Origin of the sequence: Ornithinibacillus massiliensis, assembly GCF_018310345.1 — a bacterium.
GTDB lineage: Bacteria > Bacillota > Bacilli > Bacillales > Amphibacillaceae > Ornithinibacillus > Ornithinibacillus massiliensis.
The window spans coordinates 443741-464286 of sequence record NZ_JAGXBY010000001.1 but is presented as its reverse complement, the minus strand read 5'-3'; the positions used below and the strand labels follow the sequence as shown (position 1 = coordinate 464286).

Annotated in this window: 20 protein-coding genes; 10 read left to right on the top strand and 10 right to left on the bottom strand. The window is 38.3% G+C overall.

Annotated features, from left to right (window positions below):
- Positions 1–42 precede the first annotated feature (42 nt).
- Positions 43–696 carry a YdeI/OmpD-associated family protein gene (locus tag KGF86_RS02295; RefSeq protein ID WP_211741047.1) on the top strand — a complete coding sequence of 218 codons (654 nt, stop codon included), beginning with the start codon at positions 43–45 and terminating at the stop codon, positions 694–696.
- A 199-nt stretch (positions 697–895) separates the two neighbouring features.
- Complete coding sequence (gene guaC, locus KGF86_RS02290) at positions 896–1879, top strand: GMP reductase (protein ID WP_211741046.1); 984 nt, start codon at positions 896–898, stop codon at positions 1877–1879.
- 1124 nt (positions 1880–3003) lie between these two features.
- On the opposite strand, the gene spxA is transcribed toward guaC, so the two are convergent.
- Positions 3004–3399, bottom strand: coding sequence for a transcriptional regulator SpxA (spxA, locus tag KGF86_RS02285; RefSeq protein WP_186868124.1), 396 nt, complete (start codon positions 3397–3399; stop codon positions 3004–3006).
- A 610-nt stretch (positions 3400–4009) separates the two neighbouring features.
- On the opposite strand from spxA, the gene KGF86_RS02280 reads away from it, so the two are divergent.
- The 6 genes from KGF86_RS02280 to KGF86_RS02255 all read left to right on the top strand — a co-directional run bounded on the left by KGF86_RS02280 (position 4010) and on the right by KGF86_RS02255 (position 10629).
- Positions 4010–4570, top strand: a complete 561-nt coding sequence (locus KGF86_RS02280; RefSeq protein ID WP_186868123.1) for a CDP-alcohol phosphatidyltransferase family protein — start codon at positions 4010–4012, stop codon at positions 4568–4570.
- A gap of 342 nt (positions 4571–4912) precedes the next feature.
- On the top strand, positions 4913–5929 hold the full coding sequence (locus KGF86_RS02275; RefSeq protein ID WP_211741045.1) for an ABC transporter ATP-binding protein: 1017 nt from the start codon (positions 4913–4915) through the stop codon (positions 5927–5929).
- Positions 5904–6881 carry an ABC transporter ATP-binding protein gene (locus KGF86_RS02270; RefSeq protein ID WP_211741207.1) on the top strand — a complete coding sequence of 326 codons (978 nt, stop codon included), beginning with the start codon at positions 5904–5906 and terminating at the stop codon, positions 6879–6881. Before KGF86_RS02275 ends, KGF86_RS02270 begins: the two co-directional genes overlap by 26 nt.
- Before the next feature lie 38 nt (positions 6882–6919).
- Positions 6920–8605 (top strand): ABC transporter substrate-binding protein, encoded by a 1686-nt coding sequence (locus KGF86_RS02265; RefSeq protein WP_343221404.1) that lies wholly within the window; start codon positions 6920–6922, stop codon positions 8603–8605.
- A gap of 83 nt (positions 8606–8688) precedes the next feature.
- Complete coding sequence (locus KGF86_RS02260; RefSeq protein WP_186868121.1) at positions 8689–9690, top strand: ABC transporter permease; 1002 nt, start codon at positions 8689–8691, stop codon at positions 9688–9690.
- Between the two features lie 12 nt (positions 9691–9702).
- Complete coding sequence (locus KGF86_RS02255) at positions 9703–10629, top strand: ABC transporter permease (RefSeq protein ID WP_186868120.1); 927 nt, start codon at positions 9703–9705, stop codon at positions 10627–10629.
- A gap of 112 nt (positions 10630–10741) precedes the next feature.
- Here KGF86_RS02255 and KGF86_RS02250 read toward each other — a convergent pair whose 3' ends face one another.
- Complete coding sequence (locus tag KGF86_RS02250; RefSeq protein WP_186868119.1) at positions 10742–11236, bottom strand: DUF4188 domain-containing protein; 495 nt, start codon at positions 11234–11236, stop codon at positions 10742–10744.
- 11 nt (positions 11237–11247) lie between these two features.
- Positions 11248–11790 carry a PadR family transcriptional regulator gene (locus KGF86_RS02245; protein WP_211741044.1) on the bottom strand — a complete coding sequence of 181 codons (543 nt, stop codon included), beginning with the start codon at positions 11788–11790 and terminating at the stop codon, positions 11248–11250.
- Positions 11791–11967: 177 nt separating this feature from the next.
- On the opposite strand from KGF86_RS02245, the gene KGF86_RS02240 reads away from it, so the two are divergent.
- The gene (locus KGF86_RS02240; RefSeq protein WP_186868117.1) at positions 11968–13218 is read left to right on the top strand and encodes an MFS transporter; all 1251 of its coding nucleotides are present in this window, start codon (positions 11968–11970) and stop codon (positions 13216–13218) included.
- Positions 13219–13266: 48 nt separating this feature from the next.
- Here KGF86_RS02240 and KGF86_RS02235 read toward each other — a convergent pair whose 3' ends face one another.
- Genes KGF86_RS02235 through KGF86_RS02225 form a run of 3 tightly spaced genes read right to left on the bottom strand, consistent with a single transcriptional unit; the run spans position 13267 to position 14312 of the window.
- Positions 13267–13557 carry a hypothetical protein gene (locus KGF86_RS02235; RefSeq protein ID WP_186868116.1) on the bottom strand — a complete coding sequence of 97 codons (291 nt, stop codon included), beginning with the start codon at positions 13555–13557 and terminating at the stop codon, positions 13267–13269.
- A gap of 4 nt (positions 13558–13561) precedes the next feature.
- Positions 13562–13936: an SHOCT-like domain-containing protein gene (locus KGF86_RS02230; protein ID WP_211741043.1), complete on the bottom strand. Its 375-nt coding sequence runs from the start codon at positions 13934–13936 to the stop codon at positions 13562–13564.
- 13 nt (positions 13937–13949) lie between these two features.
- On the bottom strand, positions 13950–14312 hold the full coding sequence (locus KGF86_RS02225; RefSeq protein WP_211741042.1) for a DUF2089 domain-containing protein: 363 nt from the start codon (positions 14310–14312) through the stop codon (positions 13950–13952).
- A gap of 269 nt (positions 14313–14581) precedes the next feature.
- On the opposite strand from KGF86_RS02225, the gene KGF86_RS02220 reads away from it, so the two are divergent.
- A complete protein-coding gene (locus KGF86_RS02220) occupies positions 14582–16285 on the top strand; it encodes a methyl-accepting chemotaxis protein (RefSeq protein ID WP_211741041.1) in 1704 nt (567 codons plus the stop codon).
- 224 nt (positions 16286–16509) lie between these two features.
- On the opposite strand, the gene pstB is transcribed toward KGF86_RS02220, so the two are convergent.
- The 4 genes from pstB to KGF86_RS02200 all read right to left on the bottom strand — a co-directional run bounded on the left by pstB (position 16510) and on the right by KGF86_RS02200 (position 20342).
- On the bottom strand, positions 16510–17313 hold the full coding sequence (pstB, locus tag KGF86_RS02215; protein ID WP_246521300.1) for a phosphate ABC transporter ATP-binding protein PstB: 804 nt from the start codon (positions 17311–17313) through the stop codon (positions 16510–16512).
- A 51-nt stretch (positions 17314–17364) separates the two neighbouring features.
- Positions 17365–18249 (bottom strand): phosphate ABC transporter permease PstA, encoded by an 885-nt coding sequence (gene pstA / locus KGF86_RS02210; protein WP_186868112.1) that lies wholly within the window; start codon positions 18247–18249, stop codon positions 17365–17367.
- 1 nt (position 18250) lies between these two features.
- A complete protein-coding gene (pstC, locus tag KGF86_RS02205; RefSeq protein ID WP_186868111.1) occupies positions 18251–19207 on the bottom strand; it encodes a phosphate ABC transporter permease subunit PstC in 957 nt (318 codons plus the stop codon).
- Between the two features lie 109 nt (positions 19208–19316).
- Positions 19317–20342: a PstS family phosphate ABC transporter substrate-binding protein gene (locus KGF86_RS02200; RefSeq protein ID WP_186868110.1), complete on the bottom strand. Its 1026-nt coding sequence runs from the start codon at positions 20340–20342 to the stop codon at positions 19317–19319.
- Positions 20343–20546: the final 204 nt, after the last annotated feature.

Below are 20546 nucleotides of genomic sequence, written 5' to 3'. Positions count from 1 at the left end.
TCAATATAATAATTAGTTTCATGGGAAAAGGAGTATTCTAAGATGTCTATTATAGAGAAATTAAAGTTATCAAAATATCATAACCTCGTAGTATTGAATAAACCTGAAGACTATATAATATTCGACAACTTTGCTACAGAATTGATAAAGAATCATGATGCCATTTTTATTTTTATTGAAACGATTGAGGAAATGGTAAAACACACAATCAAAGTTATCGAGGGTAATGAATTATTGCAGGAAAAGGGCTACCTCTTTTTCGCCTACCCTAAAAAAGGAAACAAACGATACGATACACATGTCCATCGCGATGAAATTTTCCCTGCGCTAAAGGTTGATGAAGATGGATATGTCTACGATAGTGATATTAAATTTGCTCGAATGGTTAGTATGGATGATGTATTTACCGTTGTAGGACTTAAGCGTGAAAAGAAAAAGGAGAAAAAAACGTCTCCCTCTAGTCAATCTGTAGCCGATTATGAGGTTAATGTTAAGGACGTGGAAGCAATGTTAATCGATCATCCAAGTGAATTTTCATTCTATCAGAGTCTAACCCCTGGTTATAGAAGAGACTGGGCACGATTCATCTTTTCTGCCAAACAGCAAAAAACCCGAGATAAACGAGTTGAACAAATGGTAGAGGTATTATCTCAAGGGTATAAGACGATTGATTTATTCCGTCAAAACAAGAAATAATCACAGCTTTAACTAGAAACACCTCCGAAATTAGAGTAAATCCCTAACTTTCGGGGGTGTTTTATAATGGATTAAATTGCACCAATTAGCATAGCCTATAAATGAAATTTGACACACAAAAGAAAATGTAGTAAATTAGCTAATGGCGAACAATTATTATTATCATACGATAAAATATTCGTATTTAGGAGTGCTAATTATGGAAAACGTATTTGATTACGAAGATATCCAGTTAATTCCCGCAAAATGTGTTGTAACTAGCCGTTCGGAATGTGATACATCTATTACATTCGGTGGTCGCAAATTTAAATTACCTGTAGTACCTGCTAATATGCAAACCATTATAGATGAAACGATTGCCTTGAAATTAGCTGAGGAAGGCTATTTCTATATCATGCATCGCTTCCAACCAGAGAAGCGTTTAGACTTCGTTAAGGATATGCAAGAACGCGGATTATACGCATCCATTAGTGTTGGCGTAAAAGAAGAGGAATATCGCTTTATTGAAGAATTAGCTACTAATAATTTAACACCAGAATATATTACAATCGATATTGCACATGGTCATTCCAACGCAGTAATCGAAATGATTCAACATATTAAAAAGACACTACCAGGAAGCTTTGTTATTGCTGGTAATGTCGGAACACCAGAAGCTGTAAGAGAATTAGAAAATGCTGGTGCTGACGCTACTAAGGTAGGAATTGGACCTGGTAAAGTATGTATAACAAAAATTAAAACTGGCTTTGGTACTGGCGGATGGCAATTAGCTGCACTTCGTTGGTGTGCAAAAGCAGCAAGTAAACCTATCATTGCTGACGGTGGCATTCGTACACACGGTGATATTGCGAAGTCTGTCCGTTTTGGCGCTAGCATGGTCATGATTGGTTCTCTATTTGCTGGGCACGAGGAATCACCTGGTGAGACTGTTGAGAGAGATGGCAAGCTATATAAGGAATACTTTGGTTCCGCTTCTGAATTCCAAAAGGGTGAAAGAAAGAATGTAGAAGGTAAGAAAATGCTAGTGGAGCATAGAGGCTCACTAAAGGATACACTCATTGAAATGGAGCAAGATCTTCAATCTTCTATTTCCTATGCTGGTGGCAAAACGCTCGATGCTATTCGTAATGTGGATTATGTAATCGTTAAAAACTCTATTTTTAATGGTGACAAAGTATACTAAAAAAAAACGAACACATTCTTGTCATTACAGAATGTGTTCGTTTTTCTATGCTGCCGAAAAGATATTGATACTTCCCCCTGTTACCCTCTTCTCCTCAACCAACCGAATTAAGGCACTGATACTTCCCCTCTGTTACCTTTTTATCCTCGCCCTACCGAATTAGGGCACTGATACTTCCCCTCTGTTACCTTTTTATCCTCACTCAACCGAATTAGGGCACTGACACTTTCCTCTGTTACCTTTTTCTCCTCGCTTAACCGAATTAGGGCATTGACACTTTCCTCTGTTACCTTTTTATCCTCGCTTAACCGAATTAGGGCATTGATACTACTCCTCTGTTACCTTTTTTGACTCGCTCAACCGAATTAGGGCACTGATACTTCCCCTCTGTTACCTTTTTCTCCTTGCCCAACTGAAAAAGGGCACTGATACTACTCCTCTGTTACCTTTTTTGACTCGCTCAACTGAAAATGGGCACTGATACTACTCCTCTGTTACCTTTTTATCCTTTCCCTACCGAATTAGGGCACTGATACTACTCCTCTGTTACCTTTTTATCCTCACCCTACCGAATTAGGGCACTGATACTACCCCTCTGTTACCTTTTTCTCCTCGCTCAACCAAATAAGGGCACTGACACTTTCCCTCTGTTACCTTTTTCTCCTCGCTCAACCGAATAAGGGCACTGACACTATCTCTCTGTTACCTTTTTCTCCTCGCCCTACCGAATTAAGGCACTGATACTACCCCTCTGTTACCTTTTTCTCCTCGCCCTACCGAATTAGGGCACTGATACTTCCCCTCTGTTACCTTTTTCTCCTCGCTCAACCGAATAAGGGCACTGACACTATCTCTCTGTTACCTTTTTCTCCTCGCCCTACCGAATTAAGGCACTGACACTTTCCCTCTGTTACCTTTTTCTCCTCGCCCAACCGAAATAGGGCACTGACACTTTCCCTCTGTTACCCTTTTCTCCTCACCCAACCGAAATAGGGCACCAACTGTCCGCCTCCATCCCATCCGCATAAAAATACCACAGCTAGAAACACTGTGGCAAAGCGGAATTTTTTTCTTATCTTTAAAAAAAAGGTGAGCACTGTTTAAAAGTGCTCACCCTATTTAATCTAGTCCACCATCTTTTGAAGTTGGTGTAGCTGGAATGTACGAACTGATCTTGGTAAGAAACGACGAATTTCATCTTCGTTATAGCCTACTTGAAGACGCTTCTCGTCAATAATAATCGGTCTTCTTAATAATCCTGGATTTTCTTGGATTAATTGATATAGCTCCTTCATTGGTAATTGCTCAATGTCTACATCAATCTCCTTGAAAACTTTTGACCGTTCTGAAATAATTTCCTCGGTACCGTCTTCAGTTAGGCGTAAAATCCCTTTTATTTCTTCGAATGTTAACGGTTCCGAAAAGATATTTCTTTCTTTGTATGGTATATTGTTTTCTTGAAACCATGCTTTTGCCTTTCTGCAGGATGTACAACTTGGTGTAACGTAAAGTGTTACCATGTAATTACTTCCTTTCTCTCTATAAGAGATTTAACAAAAACTCATCCACAGATGTATTTCCTATGGTTCAATCTTTGAAAGACTAGGCTTTGCCCATATAAAAAACTGATATAGTTATCCTTATAAATATCTTTAATTCAATATAATTTTATTACAGCTAATCTGCACTGTCAACCTTACTTTCTTTACTCAGTGATAATTAATATATTAATTATAACACAAGAAAAAGCCACATTGGAAAGTATGCCCAAAAAGGTTTGTAAATTATGCAGAATAAGTGTTTTATTTTATTTACTCATGTAAATTCATTTTTATTGGTCTCCATCCAAAGCCATTTCCCTCTACAGACATTCTTTCGGGACCCATCCTACTTCACGTATATTTCTTTACTAAAGCATAACCCTTTTCTACATGATTCTTTTATATTCCATTTCGTCATACACTAACCAATTACTACTATTACTTTATCATGAAAACCTTACCATTTGGATTCTTTCATTCCAATGCTACTTTTTTGTTACCTTCTACTTCCCAATATTATCCATAACCATTACAATACCAATAGGGACAAATTACTATCTAAGTTAAGCTGCTCCTAGGAGGAAATTATATGAAGCTTACAGCAAAAGAAATATGGTCCATACCGAATATTCTATCTTACATAAGACTGCTTTTAATTCCGATTTTCGTTTATATTTACATAACCGCAAACAGTACGTCCGATTATTACGTAGCAGCACTTATCATTTTATTATCAGGACTAACAGATATGTTCGATGGGCTCATCGCCCGGAAGTTTAATCAAATAACCGAACTCGGTAAAACAATAGATCCTATTGCAGACAAGTTAACGCAGGCAGCTATTGTTGGGTGCTTGATGTTTCGGTATGACTACATGTGGATACTAGTCTTATTACTAGTTGTGAAAGAATTGTTCATGGGTATAAACGGACTAATCCTTCTGAAAAAAGGTAAAAAGTTAGATGGGGCCATGTGGTTCGGAAAAGTTTCTACAGCTATATTTTACGCTGCAGCATTTATCCTTATTGCTTTTCCTGAAATCAGCCCACACTACGCCTCACTCCTGATGTTGATTACAGGAGTATTTCTAGCGTTATCGTTCATCTTATATATTCCGGAATTTTTAAAGCTATATCGGAACCCTTCTTAAGACCGCCCATTTAGGCGGTCTTTTTATAAGCTCTATTACATCACTGTTACTTTCCCTTTATGGCGCCCAATGGCATTTGTCCTTCTTTTATCCCCTCAACATCCCCCTTTCGACACATCGATGTCGACCGCTGTCCATTTTTAAGAATTATTGTAATCTTTCGACATTTAGAAGGGTTTTTGTTTTATTATGTGGAATAAGTATTGCTAAAGCATTAGCATGACGATGATGCTTTCCTTTCTTTTTATAGCTAATTTTACTCACCTAGTAATATCACAAGCAAAAATTCAATATGCTACTTAAAAAGGTCTAGAAAAGCAACTACCAAAGGGGGTTACTTGTGTGTCAGATGAAGTTCTAAAAATTGTAGACCTACATACACACTTCTTTACCGATCAAGGAGAAATTCCTGCTGTAGATGGTGTAAGTATTACTGTACATAAGGGAGAAGTAGTTGGCATTGTCGGTGAATCAGGCTGTGGAAAAAGTGTTACCTCTCTATCGATTATGCAATTGGTACCCAGTCCTCCCGGAAAAATCGTAGGAGGGTCTATCTATTTTAAAGATGAAGATCTTCTAAAAGCATCAAAGAAAAGAATCAAAGATATACGAGGTAATGAAATATCCATGATATTCCAAGAACCAATGACCTCGTTAGACCCATTATTCACAATTGGTAATCAGTTACGCGAGGCAATTCGAATCCATCAAAAGGTGTCTAAAAATAAAGCTAACCAAAAGTCGATTGAGATGCTTAAGCTAGTAGGAATACCACGTGCGGAAGAAGTCATGAACGAATATCCGCATCAATTATCCGGTGGTATGCGACAGCGGGTAATGATTGCCATCGCAATGTCTTGTGATCCAGAGATATTGATTGCCGATGAACCAACAACCGCATTAGATGTGACGATACAAGCCCAGATTCTAGACCTCATGAAGAAGTTAAATAAAGAGAAGGATACTGCTATTTTATTGATTACACATGACCTCGGTGTCGTAGCTGAAATCTGTGACCGAGTAGTGGTTATGTATTCTGGTCAAGTAGTAGAAGAAGGAACCACCCGAGAGATATTAAAAGATCCAACACATCCCTATACGAAAGGGCTAATCCGCTCCATTCCAAAACTCCATGAAAAAAATCAAAAACTATACTCCATCCCTGGTACGGTTCCAAAACCCAAGATGGGGATGAACGGCTGCAGGTTCAAAGATCGATGTGAATTCGCCTTTGAGCGTTGCAGTACAGAAACTCCCGAACTATTTTCCTTAGCTAACAATCGTTCCAGCCGGTGCTTTTTATTAAACGATGGAGAAAGGAAGGTAGTACATGATGCACAATCCGATATTAGAAGTTAATCATTTAAAGAAATACTTTGACATCCGTGGTGGGGTGCTTGGAAAAAAGGTGGGCGAGGTAAAGGCAGTAGATGATATTTCATTTACCGTTAACCCCGGAGAAATATTAGGAATCGTTGGAGAGTCCGGATGTGGTAAATCTACAACTGGAAAAAGCATACTCCGCCTGATTGAACCTACTGATGGAGAAGTAAAATTTGAAGGGCAGGACGTAACGAAGCTGAACGCCGAATCGATGAGAAAGCTACGCCGAGACATGCAAATCATTTTCCAAGATCCATATGCTTCTTTAAACCCGAGGCATACCGTAGAAAAGATTATTAGCGAGCCTCTCTTAGTTCATGGCATGAGCAAATTAGAACGCAAAGCTCGTGTGAAGGAATTGTTAGAGGTTGTTGGGCTCAGCAGCTATCACGCTTCCCGTTACCCACATCAATTCAGTGGGGGACAAAGACAGCGGATAGGTATTGCAAGAGCACTAGCGAATAACCCAAAACTCATTATCTGTGATGAGCCTGTGTCAGCACTTGATGTTTCCGTACAATCACAAATTCTAAACTTAATGGAAAACTTACGCAATCAATTTAACTTAACCTATGTCTTTATCGCCCATGATCTAAGTGTAGTTAAGCATATCAGTGACCGTGTAGGTGTTATGTATTTAGGTAGATTGGTAGAACTAACGGAAAAAGATAAACTCTACGATGAACCAAAACATCCATATACAAAAGCACTTCTATCCGCTGTACCAGTACCTGACCCGGATGTGGAAAAGGAAAGAATTATATTGCAAGGTGATGTTCCAAGTCCATCTAATCCACCTTCTGGCTGCGCATTTCACACCAGATGCCCGGTGGCGATGGAGATTTGCAAACAGGTAAGGCCTGAGTTTGAACCAGTTGAGGTTAATCATTTTGTTGCCTGTCATTTATACAATGAGACAGCGCAATGAAATATTACAATATTAAAATGTTAATAGGGGGAATTTATGTGAAGTTTAAGCAATCACTGTTTATCACACTATTTCTAGCTTTTCTTTTATTATTGGCTGCATGTAGTGGTGGTAATGAGCCAGAGGAAACAGACAATCCAGCAGATACTGACTCTACCGAAACAGATGATAAGGAAAACGATACCGAAGAAGCAGCAGCTGGTGGCGGGGATCAAGTTCTAATCTTTGCACGTGGTGGTGATTCAGAAAGTCTTGACCCTGGTAGTACGACAGATGGGGAATCCTCTAGGGTAACGAAGCAGGTATTAGAAGGTTTACTTGATTTTGATAAGGAATCTTTTGAGGTAGTTCCATCGTTAGCCCATGACTGGGAAGTTTCTGAAGACGGGTTAACCTATACCTTTTATTTAGAAGAAGGGGTAACATTCCATGACGGAACAGAGTTTAATGCGGAGGCCGTTAAGGTTAACTTTGAACGTTGGTCAGATCCAGATCACGATTATTCCTTTTCAGATGATGGCTACGTATACTCCATGTACGGAACGATGTTTGGCGGGTACAAAGGAGACGAGGGGCATGTCATTAAAGAAATTAACGTCATCAATGATCATGAAATTGAATTTGTCCTAAATCGACCTTTAGGATTCTTCTTACAGAATATGGCGATGTCCTACTTTGCTATTACATCACCAGCTGCTCTTGAGGAATTTGGTTCAAGAATTAATGAAAATCCGGTGGGTACTGGGCCTTTTAAATTTGTCAGCTGGAGTAAGGATGATTCCATAGTTTTAGAGAAATTTGAAGACTATCGTGTCGAGGGGCAGCCAAAATTAGACCGTGTCGTATTTACGGTTATTCCGGATAACGCGGCGCGACTTATCGCACTTCGTTCTGGAGAAATTGACATTATGGATGGATTAAATCCAGATGATGCTGCCGGTGTTGAAACAGATGAAAATCTAATTCTTCACGAACGTGCAGAGAATAACTTTGGTTATGTTGGCTTTAATGTTGAAAAGGAACCATTTACAAATAAAACACTACGTCAAGCAATCAGTTATGCTATCGACCGTCAAGCAATTGCAGACGCCTTGTATGCCGGGTATGCTGTACCAGCTAAGAACCCATTACCTCCAAGCTATATGGGGTATAACGATGAATTAGAAGGCTACCCATATGATGTCGACAAAGCGAAGGAGCTATTAGCCGAAGCTGGTTATGCAGATGGACTGGAAATCGAATTATGGACAATGCCTGTTGCTCGTCCATATATGCCAGATCCAGAAACTGTTGCGGTTATTATTCAAAGTAATTTAGCTGACATCGGTATTACGGCTAAGATTGTCAGAGAAGAATGGGCCCCATATCTTGAGAAAACAATGAACGGGGAACATCAAATGTATATGCTGGGATGGTCAGGTACGAATGGGGATCCTGATTATTTCTTAAGTAGCTTACTTCACGGTAGCAATGTTGGAACAAGTAACCGTGAATTCTATGCTAATCCAGAAGTGGATAAATTACTTGATGCAGCTAAAGTAGCTATAGACCAAGATGAACGTGCTGAGCTGTATAAACAGGCACAAGCCCTAATAGCAGAAGACGCCCCAATGGTTCCGTTAGTGCACTCTAGACCTGTATTAGCAACAACATCACAAGTAAAGAATTATGTACCACACCCATCAACAAGCGAATCCTTAGCAGAAGTCGAAATTGAGAATTAATGTAACAGAGATAAGGGTAGTAGCACTTTCTACTACCCTTCCCTTTTATAGACTCGGATTTCCCAAAAGACTGAGGTGAAAGAATGTTCTCCTATACCGTCCGTCGTTTACTAATGCTCATTCCCGTCTTAATCGGGATGACACTCATTACATTTTCTATTGTCCATCTAATACCAGGTAACCCTGCACAAGTCATCTTAGGAGAAACAGCAAGCGAAACAGCCATAAGGGACTTGGAAGAAAGCATGGGACTAAACGAACCATATGCCGTACAATATACCATTTATATATCTGATCTACTTCAGGGTGATTTAGGAACATCATTAAAAACAAAGACGCCTATCTCTGAGGAAATATGGCCTTATATTGCAGCTACATTTGAATTAACCTTATTTGCGATGGCGTTCGCAATCATTATCGGTGTGAATGCAGGAATTATTAGTGCATGGAAGCAAAATTCGTGGTTTGACTTTCTCGCCATGTTAGTTGCTCTAATTGGCGTATCGATTCCCGTGTTCTGGCTAGCATTAATGGAGCAATGGATTTTTGCTCAAGAACTAAGCTGGTTTCCTTCGAGCGGAAGACAAGATAATCGAGATCCAATGGAACCAATTACATATTTTTATGTACTGGATTCGATATTACATGGTGATTTTTCTAGGACCGTGACCATATTAAAGCACTTAGTATTACCAAGTATCGCCTTAGGAACCATTCCTATGGCCATTATCGCTAGGATGACTCGTTCCAGCATGCTAGAGGTCATGAAGTCAGATTACATTAGAACTGTACGAGCTAAAGGATCTGGCCAGTTCTTAATCATTTATAAGCATGCGCTTAAAAATGCCTTAATCCCTGTCCTAACCGTCATCGGCCTTCAAACTGGAGTTCTCTTAGGTGGCGCGATATTAACCGAAACGATATTTAGTTGGCCAGGTGTTGGACGTTATATCTACGAGGCTATTACGTATCGGGACTACCCGGTTATACAGTCCGGCATCTTAGTTATTGCATTTTTATTTGTGATCATTAATCTGGTTGTAGACCTACTCTATAAATTTATTGATCCAAGGATTAATTACTAAGGGGGGCGGGTCATGAAATTACAAGACAAGAATGAAACATCCACACAACATAATCATTTGAGCGATACCATTCAACCAGAACAAGAAGACATAAAAGCCATATCACCATGGAAGGATTCCTTACGTCAGCTGCGTAAAAATCATTTCGCAATAGCCGGTATGATCATTATTCTATTTTTCATTTTAATTGCTCTCTTTGCTCCTTTGATTACATCCTATCCATACGATAAGATTAATCCAGTTAACCGCCTACAACCGCCATCTGGTGAGCATTGGTTTGGTACTGATGATGTTGGGAGAGATATTTTTACTAGAATCGCTTATGGGGCACGGATATCCCTACAGGTTGGATTTTTCGCTGTTACAGGCGCTCTTCTTTTCGGTACGTTGCTTGGCGTTATTGCTGGGTATTATGGAAGATGGATTGACATGATCATTTCACGTATGTTTGATATTTTACTAGCCTTTCCTAGTATTCTCCTTGCCATTGCAATTGTAGCAATCTTAGGGGCATCACTACAAAATGCATTAATCGCTATTGCTATTGTTAATATCCCGATATTTGGTAGACTAATACGATCTAAAGTAATTAGTTTACGAGAAGAAGAATTTATTATGGCAGCAAGGGCCCAAGGGATGAAGAATGGAAGAATTATTTTTCATCACATACTACCAAATAGTGTTGCCCCGATAATCGTTCAAGCAACATTAAGCTTTGGTACCGCTATTTTAGAAGCAGCAGCACTTGGGTTCCTAGGGCTTGGCGCTCAGCCACCTGATCCAGAATGGGGAGCAATGCTAGCAAGCTCTCGTGACTTTATCCAATTAGCACCATGGACATTAATTTTCCCAGGTGTATCGATTATGTTAGTCGTATTAGGATTTAACCTTGTTGGAGATGGGTTAAGGGATGCACTTGATCCGAAGATGAAGAATTAGGAATTCATATAAAAGGGATTAGCTCCTTATATTGGGAGCTAATCCCTTTTATCCTAGCTAGTTATAAACATCTTGCGGAAGTTTATGATATCCCTTCTTACCAGCAAAATCATCAGTTTGAAGAATTTGTCTTTACCGCTGATAATCGTTTTTTAGCTGTTCTGATCTCAGGTGTAATGAGCCGATTTTTTTTTGCCTTTGCTAGACCAAATAATGGCATATTACCATACACCGATTCATAGCTTCCTTTTGGAACGGAATAGGTTTCATGATAGATACCGACCGCATCATTATCCCCGACCTTCTGATTAAATTCTCTCCAGGCAGCTAAATGTTTAGCACCCCTAGCATAGGCTAGTAAATCATCTGTTGACCGCCAATAGGAAATCATAATAGTTGTACGCAATCCATAGAAGCTTTCCATGGAAAGAAAGCCTAATTCGTCTTTATTCTCATATAACTCCCTGATCATGCCAGGCATAGCTTTAAACACAGGAAACCATTTACGAAATGCCCATCGTTTATTAATCCTCATTCCAATAATAAATACAACGACATCCTCATTATTTTCTGTTGTGTATCTACCCGGATATACTTTCTGCCCCATAATACTCCCCCTTAACTTAATTTATTTATTGTATCCTTACACCACATAATTTCAGCGGCCGTTATTTGCTTACCGTAATCTAGCGTAAACAGCCAATATTGTGCATCCGCCTTCTCTATAGAATGAATCTGAATTAATTCCTCTATTCCCTCATATGTGTGAAGTCGTGCTTGTAGAATTTCTTGATAATGCACTAAATACTCGATAGTAGTTTCCTTAGGTTGATGTCGACTAAAGAATAGCTTTAGGAGTACTTCATTCTTTGCCACTGGGATATTTTCTAATGGTGAGGAGAGCCATTGACGAAGTTCCTTCTCCCCTGCTTCGGTAAGTAAGTACTCTTTTATATCTGGTTTTCCATCCTGAGGTATATCTTGTACAGTTGCTAGCCCCTCCTCCACTATTTGCTTCAGCGTTGGATAAATTTGTCCGTAGCTTATTTTCCAAAAGTGATTCAAGCTCGTATCCATCATTTGCTTCATTTGATAACCTGTTCTACAGCCTGTTGTTAGTAAGCCTAATATTGCATATTTTGTATGATTTGTTTTCGCCATATTAACACCTATCTTCTTGATATATATCTTTATGATATATAATTTATCGTAATTTGCGAAAATTGGCAATAGGTTTTTTTATTTTTTTCATTAAATTCTCATCACTTCCGTTTACTTTTCACGCAATTGATTGTATATTACTTAGGGACACGAAATACCAGGAGAGGCGACATAACAATGGCGATATTCCTTAAAGAATGGTCTGAACAGCTAAAGACCTACAACCAAAATATTAAACTAGCAATATGGGCCAACATCTTCTCCCAAATCGGGATGGGTATGTTTATGGTCATTTATAATATTTATATCCAAGAGCTTGGACTTAGCCATGATGTTAATGGTCAAGTCATTGCATTAACTGCTCTAGCCACGGCTATTATTCTTGTTCCAGCTGGGATAATGAGTGATAAGCTAGGTAGAAAGCGAGTTATGGCATTTGGCGTGCTACTTACCGGACTAATTCTTATTTTACGTAGTTTAGTAGAACTGCAATCACTTCTATTAATAACAGGGTTTGCTACCGGGGTCTTCACAGCGTTCCTTCAGGTTTCTTCGATTCCCTGGCTCGCAGAGAACTCGAACCCAAAGCAACGTGTTCATCTCTTTAGTCTGCACGCTGCTATTATGACGGCGGCTAATGTCGTTGGCAGTTTACTTGGTGGTACGTTAACGGACTTCTTTTCACTGTTTACCAGTGATTTAAGTGCTATTCGTTTTACATTAATGATTGGGAGTATCTTTTATTTAGTAGCATTCTTCCCCATTATTAAAATGGTTGAGAAGCCGAAACCTAAAGTGGAGAAAGTTGATAGAGTACCATTTAGAGAGTTTTTAAAGGTAAATAAAACTGGTTTTAAGGTCATTGCTTTATTTGCAGTAGCACAGCTATTAATCGGGTTTGGTAGTGGGCTTGTCATTCCCTATTTAAACCTATATTTCGCTGACCGGTTTGCTGCATCTAATTCCATGATTGGACTAATCATTTCATTAGGTCAGGCCGCTACAGCGGTTGCCATGTTTATTGGTCCAGTTGTAGTAAAGAAGGTTGGAGAAGTTCGGGCCGTTGTTTATTTACAGCTTTCCTCTCTTCCGTTTCTATTGTTAACAGCCTATACGGAAAATCTACTCTTAGCTAGCCTTGGATTCTTATTCAGGCAGGCACTTATGAATGCTGGTAACCCGATTCAGTCATCACTTATGATGTCTAAAGTCGATGATTCTGTGAAGGGATTAGCGAACTCGATTAACCAAATGGTATTTCAACTTGGTTGGGCGTTTATGGGACCGGTATCTACTTCGATAGTGATGATGTACGGCTCCTATTGGGGGTATGCACATATCTTTACGATAACGGCAGGATTGTATCTAATTGGATCGGTTTACTTCTTTGTTGTATTTCGTCGATTGAAATCTACAGAAGAAGAATAGTTTGAGGAATAACGAAGAGAGATTGCCCTCAGTTATGGGCGATCTCCCTTATAGTCTAATCGTTATTTCTTCCTTACCTGATTGTCGTAATTCCACAATTGTTTCGCCTCGGTAATTTTGTGCTTCTTTGATTACTTGTTTGAGAAGTGGTTTGATCAATTGTTTATGAATAGGAGTCAATGTTGTGGAATGATTGTCATAGGAGTTATTGGTTCGTCTTATAATCCTTTTCCAAACCATATTCGTACAAATTATGTTGGTTCCAAGATGTAATACAAAGTAGGGTACTGGAATGGTAAATCCTCTATTCTTACTCGTTCTTATCGTTACTTTAATCATTCTCTTACTCTACGAATATAGCGACTTTATCGCCATCTCCTGATACGATATCGACGATTTGACCTTCTACTTCTTGATCAATTGCTTCTAAAATAAGATTAATATCTATATCCTTTACATATTTCTCTGCCTCTGGAATATTAGCTGCTATGCCGAGGCCAGCCTTCAATACTGCCTGACATAGTCTTATTGGCAAGTTAACATTAACGATATCACTTTCATTGGATTGAATTCTAACCTTTAACGTTTTATTGAGATAATTGGAAGACTTCCCTTTCTCTTCTTTATCCTTTAATACAGCTATTAACTCACCCGCTTTATCTGCATCAATCTTTCCTTCTTCCATCATCTTCAATATTTTTGAAATTTCTTCCTTCACTTTATTCTCCTCCTTATTCTTTTAACATTTTAATTGCTTCGTCAGGTGTAATTTCCCCTTTTTCCAGCATACCAAGAATTGCACGTTCATCTAGGACGGTCTTTTGTCTAGTTTCATATCCTAATGCTTGAATAATATCACTTAATTTTCCTCTAACAGTTGGATATGAAATTCCTAGCTCCTTTTCAACTTCTTTAATATTCCCTCTCGCAACAATAAAGGTTTCAATAAAGTCTAGCTGTTCCTTGGATAAAAGGTTAAATTTGGAAAGTGAAAAGTCATTTTCAATTGTCGTATGACAGTGGTTACATTGAAGTTTCGTTACGGTTAATGTATTGCTACAAACTGGACATTGCGTAATTAATGGATGTGTCATGATAATCCCTTTCCTTATTTTGATTTTATTATATACAATCCCAGCATTTTTGTAAACATTAAATGAATTATTTTAAGATTATTTATCATTTTGATTAATATTTTTAATCCGTGAGTTAATAATTTCAATTTACAATTCGCACACGCCTAACCATCGGGTAATTGATTCCTATGTCTAAAGAACTATAAATTCACATGAATTTAACATTGGCTTTACATTACGTTGGTATAATTTACTATATACTAGAATGCTAATGTGGAGGTTTTACATTGAACAGCTCTGATAAGAATAAAAGCCGAAACAAACGGGAAAGAAGCCTACGAAGTCGTATCCTAACGATATTCATTATTCTTTTAACCCTCACAGTCGTTGCAGTAGGTGTAAGTGCGTACACGATTTCGCGTACTACCACAATGGAAGCAATTGAAAATAGACTCGTACGTGAAGCCGAATTAATGGAGTATCTGGTGGACAATTTAAAATTTGTCTATCCTAGTGACGATCAATATGATTACTTCATGCAGCAGGTTAACATCAGTGTACGTGACCAGCAAACAAAGCTAACCAATGATGAAATCGTCTCCGATTATTTTTATACGATAGATGATGAACTCATTCCATTTAAAGTTAGTGATAACACCCTTCCGCCGATATCCGATTCCTTGCTAGAAACCATACTAAATGCAGAGGATGGTATCCTACATACTTCAATTGACGGACAGGACTTCACATTAAGTATTAAAGCGATTAGTAACCTTGAGGGAAAATATGTATTAGTCGTACCGACCGCTACCTATATGAAGCCAGTTAACCAACTCGCTATCATTATGATTAGTATTATTCTTATCGGTATTCTAATATCCTCATTCGTCATTACTATTTTTACCAATAAGATATCAAAGCCACTTTCCATCTTAAGAGAAAAAATGAAGAAAGTGAGAAATGGTGATTTACGAGAGGATTCCACTGAAATAAATACGAGCATCCCAGAAATATCCTCTTTAGATAAAAGCTACAATGCTATGATTAATCATATGCGTTCCATGCTCCATCAAATTAAAGATACAACCACTAACCTTGAACAAACTGGTACAGAGTTACAGCAATCGTCCGAAAATACACTTGCATCTAGTCAAGATTTAATCGATGCCATACAGACCGTAAAAGTAGGAGCAGAGCAAACCGCAAGTAGCTCAGAGGGAAGTTCTGAGTCCTTTAAAATTATGAAGGATAAAATTGAACAAATGATTGAAAGCATGGGAGAAATCTTTTCCAGTGCAAATCAAATGAATCACTCCGCACAACATGGTGAAAAGAATATGACAGAGTTAATTAACACGGTCAATACATTTAAGCAAGAGTTCGAACACTTAACTAAGACAATCCAACATGTCCAATCCTATTCAAAGTCCATTAATAAGCTAGTTGGGCTGATTCAAGGCATTGCAGAACAAACTAAATTACTATCTTTAAATGCGTCCATTGAGGCTGCCCGCGCAGGAGATGCTGGTAAAGGCTTCGCTGTAGTCGCAAATGAAGTGGGCAAACTCGCTGAACAATCGTCAAATGCTGCCGAACAGATCACCGAATCCATTTCTAACATGGAGCAGGTCACCGAGACCGCGACAAATGAATTTGAAAATATGTTAGTCAAGACAACCAATACACTAATCAAGTCTAACGAAGCCAAGTTTTCGATAGATGAAATGATGCAAGAAATATTTGAAGTAAGTACAGAGCTTCAAGGTGTTCAAGGGGAATTAAAGGAACTAGAGCAGCTATTACCGTCATTAGAAAAAGAAACATTTGGCTTCCTATCGGTGTCACAAGAGACACTGGCAAGCGCAGAAGAAATGCTTGCAAGTAGTGAAGGTCAAATAAAGCAGATGGAACATACACATGAGGTCGGATTAAAGCTTACCGACATATCGAAATCACTGACAGAAAGCACGAAGCAATTTACTATACAGTAGTGGGTAGTTAACTCTATCATAATCTTGATGAACTAAACTGCGGAATACATAATAAGAGGTTTTATCATGTATTCCGCATTATTTTTATGAAAAGACATTATCCTAAACGATTTACGACCTGAGGCTTTTACTTTATAAATATTAGAATACATACAAAAAGACCGGCACTTTGGCCGGTCTTTTCTATATTCATCAAAGGGGGAAGATGAAATTCATTATATAGTTTATCCAAAACGTCCAGAAATATAATCTTCTGTGCGATTATCTTTTGGTTTTGTAAAAATAGTATCTGTTTCGTCCATCTCTACTACTTCTCCATTTAAGAAAAAGGCAGTACGATCAGAAATACGGGCTGCTTGTTGCATATTATGCGTTACGATGATAATGGAGTAATCCTTTTTCAGCTCTTGAACAAGGTCCTCAATCTTTAATGTAGACTTTGGATCTAGCGCTGAGGTAGGCTCATCCATTAGGATAACATCTGGTTCGATTGCTAGTGTACGAGCTATACATAAACGTTGTTGCTGCCCACCGGAAAGTCCGTAAGCATTTTCCTTTAATCGATCCTTCACTTCATCCCAAATATAAGCACCACGAAGACTTTTCTCCACGATTTCATCTAGAATCTTTTTATTACGGATTCCATGAATTCTTGGACCATAGGCAATATTATCATAGATTGATTTTGGAAATGGATTTGGTTTTTGGAATACCATACCAACATGAGTTCTTAAATCTTCTACTTTGAATGACTTATCTAGAATACTTCTACCTTTGTAATTGATTTCACCTGTTGTGCGGACGGTTGGAACTAATTCCACCATACGATTTAATGTTTTTAAATAGGTCGATTTACCACAGCCAGATGGACCAATAATGGCTGTTACCTCTTTTTCATTAATAGTAAGATTAATATCTTTTAAAGCATGTGTCTCACCATACCAAAGGTTTAACTCCTTTGTGTCAAACACAACATTTTTATTCGCAAGACTAGGAGATAACACAACGGTTTCACTATTATTTAACATACTACTATTCTCCTTAACTGTTAAAAGACTCAAGACTATATCCTCCTTAACTTAGAAACGTTGTTGGAACTTATTTCGGATAAAGATTGCTGCCGAATTCAATACAAACAATAGCAGTAATAAAACGACTATAGTTGCTGCTGCTAAGTTTGCATATTCTGCTACCAAGGATGAATCTAATGTCCAATAGTAAATTTGCATTGGAAGTGCTGTGAACTTATCAAAGATTCCTCCTGGGAACGGTAAAATCAATGCAGGTATTCCAATTACAGTAAGTGGAGCGGTCTCTCCAATTGCACGGGAAAGCGCTAATATCGCACCCGTTAATATTCCAGGTAAGGCCGCTGGTAAGATTACATTCTTGATAGTTTGCCATTTGGTTGCACCCATTCCATATGATGCTTCACTTAAATAGCCTGGAACTGCACGAATTGCTTCTTGTGCTGCCACAATGACAATCGGTAAGATTAATAAAGATAGCGTTAATCCACCAGCTAACACGATATTACCCATCTCCATTGCACGTACAAAAATAGTTAATCCTAAGATTCCATAAACGATTGACGGTACACCGGCAAGGTTGGCAATATTTGTTTGAATGATAGATTGAAAGCGCCCTTTTCTTGCATATAGCTCCAAGTAAATAGCTGTTCCAATTCCTAAAATCAAGGTAACTGGTGCCACCACAGCCATCATCCAAACAGTACCAAGAATAGCTCCCATAATTCCTGCACGTTCTGCGTCTGTTGATAATTTACCCGTTAAAAAGTCCCAATCTATCCAACCAACACTATCCACTACCACGCGATATATTAAGATTGCTAATACCAATAGTCCAAAGAGTGTTGCTAATAGGAAAAGGCCTTTCAATAAATTATTCTTCAGGATTCTTGGACCCATTCGCTTTGATACTTTATCTGCATCCATATATTTCATCTTAATATTCCTCCCTAAACTTACGAGAGACGTATCTTGCAAGTAAATTCATAATGAGTGTAAAGACAAATAGTGTCATTGCTACTGCATAAAGGCTGTAGTAAACGGTAGTACCTGCAGCGGCTTCTCCACCAGAAACCTCCACTATATATGCCGTCATCGTCTGCATAGATTGGGTAATATCAAAGGTGAAGTTTTTCGAACTACCACTGGCGATTGTAACAATCATTGTCTCGCCAATAGCACGTGAAATACCAAGTACAAATGATGCAATAATTCCTGACAGTGCTGCTGGCATAACGACCTTAAATGTCGTTTCTAACTTTGTTGCCCCAAGTCCTAAGGCACCTTCGCGGATGGAATTAGGAACAGATGACATAGCATCTTCAGACAAAGAAGCAATCATCGGAATAATCATGATTCCCATTACAATACCTGGGCTTAATATATTTGTAGCCCCTACTTCCGGCCAAATGGAGCGGATTAGTGGTGTTACAAATGTGAAGGCAAAAAATCCGTATACAATGGTAGGAATCCCTGCTAGTATTTCTAGCATTGGCTTTAATACTCTTCTTACACGATCAGAGGCATATTCACTTAAATATATAGCAGCCATTAATCCGATAGGTCCTGCCACTAGCATGGCAATTAAGGAAGAAATAATAGTCCCATTAATAAGTGGTAACACACCAAATTCCGGATTTTGACTAATCGGTTTTAACACTGTTCCAGTAAAGAATTCCCAGATTGGAACCAACTTAAAAAATTCAATCGTCTCAGAGAGCAGTGTCAATACAATCCCAACCGTAGTCAAAACAGTAATAATCGCAAACAGGAATAACAGTATCGGAATAGCTCTTTCTGTTACTGCCGATAAGCTCTTGGACTGCTTGTTTTGCTCTATCATACGTTTTACATCTATCGCATCATCGCGCTTAAGCTTACTGTTTGCTGCCATCTCTTTGCAGCTCTCCTTCCAAATCTAAAAGTCACAATAAGATGAGAGCATATGGTGCCCTCATCTTATGGTATATATTTACAAGTTATCTAGATTAGTTAATATTCAATTATTGTAATTCTTTCAGCTGATCAACAAGTGCTTGTGCTTCCTCATCAGGAATTGGTGCAAATCCAGTTTTACCAGCTAATCTATTGTTGTTTTCCATTACATAGATAGCATAGTCTAGAACTTGTGCCTTTTCTTTAGCATTGTTAACGTTCAAATATGTGAATACTGGACGAGTGTAATCTGCATAGTCACCATCTTCTGCAATTGTATCTAGAGATGGAGCTACAGGGCCATCACCAAAATCAATTGACACAGCATTTAAATTATCTTTATTGCTGTCGTAGTAACCAAAGCCGAAGAATCCAATAGCATTTACATCTTCAGAAACTAGCGTTACTAGAGTTGAATATTCTTGTTGAAGATTAATATCACTTGCTAAATCTTGTTCTTCAAGGATTGTTTCATAGAAGAACTCATAAGTTCCGTGGTTTTCGTTCGGACCATATGTTTGAATTTTTTCATTTGGCCAGTCCGGATTTACATCAGACCAATTTACATACTCACCAGTAAAGATTGAAATTACTTGGTCAGGTGTTAATTCAGTAGCAAAGTCGTTTTCTGGGTTAACTACGATTGTTAAGCCATCAAGAGCAACTTTCATTTCTAATACTTCAATACCTAACTCTTCTGCTTTTGCTTTTTCTTCATCTTTAATGTAGCGAGATGCATCGTTAAAATCTGTACCATTCTCTTGTAAGAATTTTTCAAATCCTGCACTTGTTCCCGCACGGCTTACTTCAACAGAAACATTTGGTTGTTCGTTTGTCATATATTCAAGAGCAATTTCTGACATTAACGGATAAACTGTACCAGATCCGTCAATTACTACACTACCTTCTAACTCGTTTGAACCTTCATCGCCTTCTGATTCAGTATCAGTTCCGTTATCTGCGTTTTCTGCAGGTGTTTCTTCAGAACCTTTGTCGTCGTCAGAATTGTCTTCATCATTGTTATTCCCACAAGCTACTAGCATTACTGCTAATGCAGCCACAAATAGGAACATCAAGTACTTTTTGAATTTCATCTAAATTGTCCTCCCCAAAGTGCAATTTATATTTATTTAAGGGTTATCCCCTCTCACAGACTTAAGTATAAGAGACAAATATTAAGTGGATATGTTGTAAATGTAAATCGTTTGTAAATTCCTATCACTTAGAAATAGATTAAATTTTAAGTCTATTTTCCTATTTTTTAGTATTGCACCTTTTATTCAGTAGACAGCTATGAA